This is a genomic window from Oleiphilus sp. HI0123, from assembly GCF_001635315.1.
This window is the reverse complement of record NZ_LWGE01001190.1, coordinates 1-4,000: the sequence shown is the minus strand read 5'-3', so window position 1 is coordinate 4,000 and position 4,000 is coordinate 1. Positions and strand designations below refer to the sequence as shown.

3 protein-coding genes are annotated in these 4,000 nt (G+C 45.7%); all 3 read left to right on the top strand.

Features of this window, described 5'->3' with window-relative positions; genetic code table 11:
• Positions 1-137 precede the first annotated feature (137 nt).
• The 3 genes from A3761_RS13250 (at position 138) to istB (ending at position 3,857) form a co-directional block, all read left to right on the top strand.
• Positions 138-1,213 (top strand): IS3 family transposase gene (locus A3761_RS13250; protein WP_156491835.1). Its coding sequence is split into 2 segments (ribosomal slippage): positions 138-390 and positions 390-1,213, totalling 1,077 coding nucleotides; the frame shifts between segments, so codons are not numbered across the junction.
• A gap of 301 nt (positions 1,214-1,514) precedes the next feature.
• Entirely contained in the window at positions 1,515-3,068 is a 1,554-nt protein-coding gene (gene istA, locus A3761_RS13245) for an IS21 family transposase (protein ID WP_068567406.1), read from the top strand.
• A 30-nt stretch (positions 3,069-3,098) separates the two neighbouring features.
• A complete protein-coding gene (gene istB / locus A3761_RS13240; protein WP_068510153.1) occupies positions 3,099-3,857 on the top strand; it encodes an IS21-like element helper ATPase IstB in 759 nt (252 codons plus the stop codon).
• Positions 3,858-4,000 lie beyond the last annotated feature (143 nt).

Sequence of the window (4,000 nt, the reverse complement as noted above, 5' to 3'; positions counted from 1 at the left end):
CTATAAACATTACGATAAAAGCGTCCAAAGATTCGAAGACTATCCAACAATTGATCGTTCAGATTTGGTAATCCCCCCTAAAAATAATTGAAGTCAAAAGTAGAATTTTCTCGTAACATTTACGCAGGAGATTCTGCATGAAAAAATCAAAATACACCGATAGCCAGATTATGGCGATTCTTAAACAAGCCGAAGCCGGCACGCCGGTACCAGAGCTTTGCCGTGAATATGGCATGAGTTCAGCTAGCTTTTATAAATGGCGTGCAAAATATGGTGGTATGGATGCATCGATGATGTCTCGCTTAAAAGAGCTTGAAGAAGAAAACCGTCGATTAAAAAAGATGTATGCAGAGGAACGACTGAAGGCTGAAATTGTTCAGGAAGCGCTACAAAAAAAGTGGTGAAGCCATCTCGGCTCAAGGAGGTGGCCCAGAATGCGGTGGCGAATCGGTCTATCAGTATACGATTAGCATGCTCTGCCGTCGGTATCAGCGAAACGTGTTATCGCTATCAATCTAAGTTGAACGCTGAGAATGAGGAAATTGCCAATTGGTTGATTAAATTGACTGAGCAAGATTCTGACTGGGGCTTTGGTTTATGCTTTGATTACCTTCGCAATGTGAAGCGATTTACCTGGAATCATAAGCGTGTGTATCGAATTTATTGCGAGTTAGCACTGAACCTTAGGATCAAACCGAGAAGGCGCCTCAAGCGACATAAACCAGAGCCATTGAAAGAACCGATTCGAGCCAACCAAATTTGGTCTATGGATTTTATGCATGATCAATTGGCCGATGGACGTAAATTTCGTCTGTTTAATGTGATTGATGATTATCGACGTGAAGGCATTGCGATTGAAGCAGGCTTCTCTTTGCCTACGATGAGAGTCACTCGTGTACTCAACCAGTTGCTTGAATGGCGTTCCAAGCCGATAGCTATTCGATGCGATAATGGGCCTGAGTTTATCAGTCATGAGTTTGTCTCATGGGCAAAGAATCATGATATTCGGATTGAATATATTCAGCCTGGCAAGCCACAACAGAATGCTTATATCGAACGCGCAAACAGGACCATTCGTTATAGCTGGCTCAGCAAACATCTTTTTGAAACGCTTGAAGAGGTCCAAGACTATGCAACAAACTGGTTATGGTTTTACAATCATGAAAGGCCACATAAAGCTAACGGAGGCAGGCCACCGTTAATGGCTGCATAACTTCTACTTTTAGCTTCGGTTAAAAATGGGAGGATTACCATTTGAGTGTAAGTATCACTGATTTTGTGCCTGATTGCGTATTCCGCGCGAACCTGATCGCTCGTTGCGATTCAAAGTGATCACCTGTTGCGACGGAACGTGATCACTCATTGCGATTCAAAATGACTCACTTTTAGCTGTTATCGCAAACGGTGATCGAGTAATCGCAACGACTGATCACCATCAATCACAAACTCCTTCCATGCATTGAAACTCAATTTGTCGAGCACGTTATTCTTAGCGCTTTTAAGCCGAGAGTACGATGCCAAACAAGAGATTAGCAATGCGACACATTAAAGATATTCTCCGCCTCAAACTCGAGGCAAAACTGAGTCATCGAAATATTGCCCGCAGCTTAGGAATCGGCGTAGGCACTGTTTCCACTTATGGAAAAAGAGCGGTTGATGTTGGGCTAACCTGGCCACTTCCAATAGAGATGACTGACAATGAACTAGAACGTTTATTATTCCCCGACGCCAAGATCAATACGCGCCATGGTCGGGTTATGCCTGATTGCGCTGCCATTCACCAAGAACTCAAGCGCAAAGGCGTTACCAAGCAATTGTTGTGGGAGGAATATAAGCAAATACATGGCGACGCGGGCTATCAGTATTCGCAATATTGCGGCTACTATCGTGAATGGCGTTCTAAGCAAAAGCGCTCCATGCGCCAGATTCACCTTGCCGGTGAAAAAATGTTTGTGGATTACAGCGGGGCCACGGTACCTATCGTTAACCCGGATACTGGCGAGATCCGTTCAGCTGAGATCTTTGTAGCCATACTTGGCGCGAGTAACTACACCTTCGCAATGGCGTCATGGACGCAACGCAAAGCCGACTGGATTAACGCACATGTGAAAGCCTTTGAGTTCTTTGGCGGCGTACCGGAGATCGTTGTGCCTGACCAGTTACGCAGTGCTGTCAGCAAGCCAGCTCGTTATGACCCCGGTATCAATGTGAGCTACCAGCACATGGCATCACATTATAAAACGGCGATCATTCCCGCTAGGCCACTCAAGCCCAAGGATAAAGCAAAAGCAGAAAACGCGGTATTGATCGTGCAGCGCTGGATACTGGCTCGACTACGACATCAAACCTTCTTCACGCTGGCAGATCTAAATCAGACTATTAAGGTCTTGCTAGATGACCTTAACCGCCGTGCCTTTAAGAAACTACCGGGTTCCCGCTTAAGTCAATTTGAAGCCTTGGATAAGCCAGCGCTTAAATCGCTTCCCGCGAAGCATTATGAGTATGTCGAGTTCAAACTTGCACGCGTTAATATCGACTACCACATAGAGTTCGACAAGCATTATTACTCAGTACCTCATCATCTGGTGAAGTCTCAAGTAGAAGCCCAAGCAAGCCAAGATAGCGTTGCTATTTTCTTCAAAGGAAAACAGGTTGCACGACATGCTAGGAGCTTGCGCCAAGGGGGTTTTACCACCAATGCTCACCACATGCCTGAGCCCCATCGAAAGCACCAAGCCTGGACGCCGGAGAGACTGATCTCTTGGGGCGCTCGAATCGGGCCTGCAACGCAATCCATCGTACTAAACCTACTCGAACAAAAGAAGGTACCCGAACAAGCTTATCGAGTCTGCTTGGGTTTACTGAATCTGGCAAAACAATACACACCAGAAAGATTAGAAGCCGCTTGCTTACGGGCTCAGCATATCAATGCCCGACGACTGGCAAATATTAAGTCCATATTAGAAAGCAATATGGATCAACTGCCACTTCCATTATCACCTCAGACTTCGCCATCACCTCAAACAGAGACTCATCGTAACGTGCGCGGCGCTGATTACTACCACTAAAAACCCACCCCAAAACCAATAGGAAAAAACATGTTAGAAACACAAAGCTTACAGCAACTTCGACAGCTCAAGTTAACCGGTTTAGCCGAAGCACTAGAGATGCAGTTTAATCAACCCAATACCTATGAAGAGCTTAGCTTCGCCGAACGAATTAACCTAGCAGTACAACAAGAAGTGACTTACCGGCACGACAAACGCTTACAACGATTGCTCAAGGCTGCTCGCTTCAAGGTCACCGCTAGAATGGAAGATATCGACTACAGCCACCCACGTGGCTTAAAGCAAAGTACAGTCGCGGGCTTGCAAAGCAATACCTGGATAAGCAAAGGGCAAAATCTGGTAATGACGGGACCAACAGGCTGCGGAAAAACCTATCTTGCTTGTGCATTAGGACATCATGCCTGTCTGCACGGTTATCAAGTACGATACTTCAGAGCCTCGCGGTTGTTCGAGCAGCTGACCATCTCACACGGCGATGGTAGCTACCTAAGACTCTTAAACCAAATAGCCAAGGCTGATGTTCTAATTATCGATGACTGGGGCTTGGAGGCTTTAACACAGCCTCAAAAAAATGATCTACTCGAAATTATGGAAGATCGCCACAACAGTAAATCGACCATAGTGACTAGCCAATTACCGATGACGAAGTGGCATAAATTTATCGACGATCCGACCTTGGCTGACGCCATATTAGACCGGCTACTGCATAACGCTCACAAACTTAACTTAAAAGGAGAATCGATGAGAAAAGTACTAACTTCGTTGACTGAAGATGATCACTTGAAGTAAAAAGACAACTCACGATGCATGGATGGGAAACAAGTGATCACGTTCAGCGCAACGGCTGATCAGTTTTAGCGGAATACGCACCTGATCATTTGCCTCTTGATCGGATAATTGCTTATGAAACATCCGGTACAACTGGGCACGCG

What these genes read in the sequence shown, in the direction of transcription:
- istA (WP_068567406.1), top strand. Translation starts at nt 1,515, where the DNA reads ATGCCAAACAAGAGATTAGCAATGCGACACATTAAAGATATTCTCCGC.
- istB (WP_068510153.1), top strand. Translation starts at nt 3,099, where the DNA reads ATGTTAGAAACACAAAGCTTACAGCAACTTCGACAGCTCAAGTTAACC.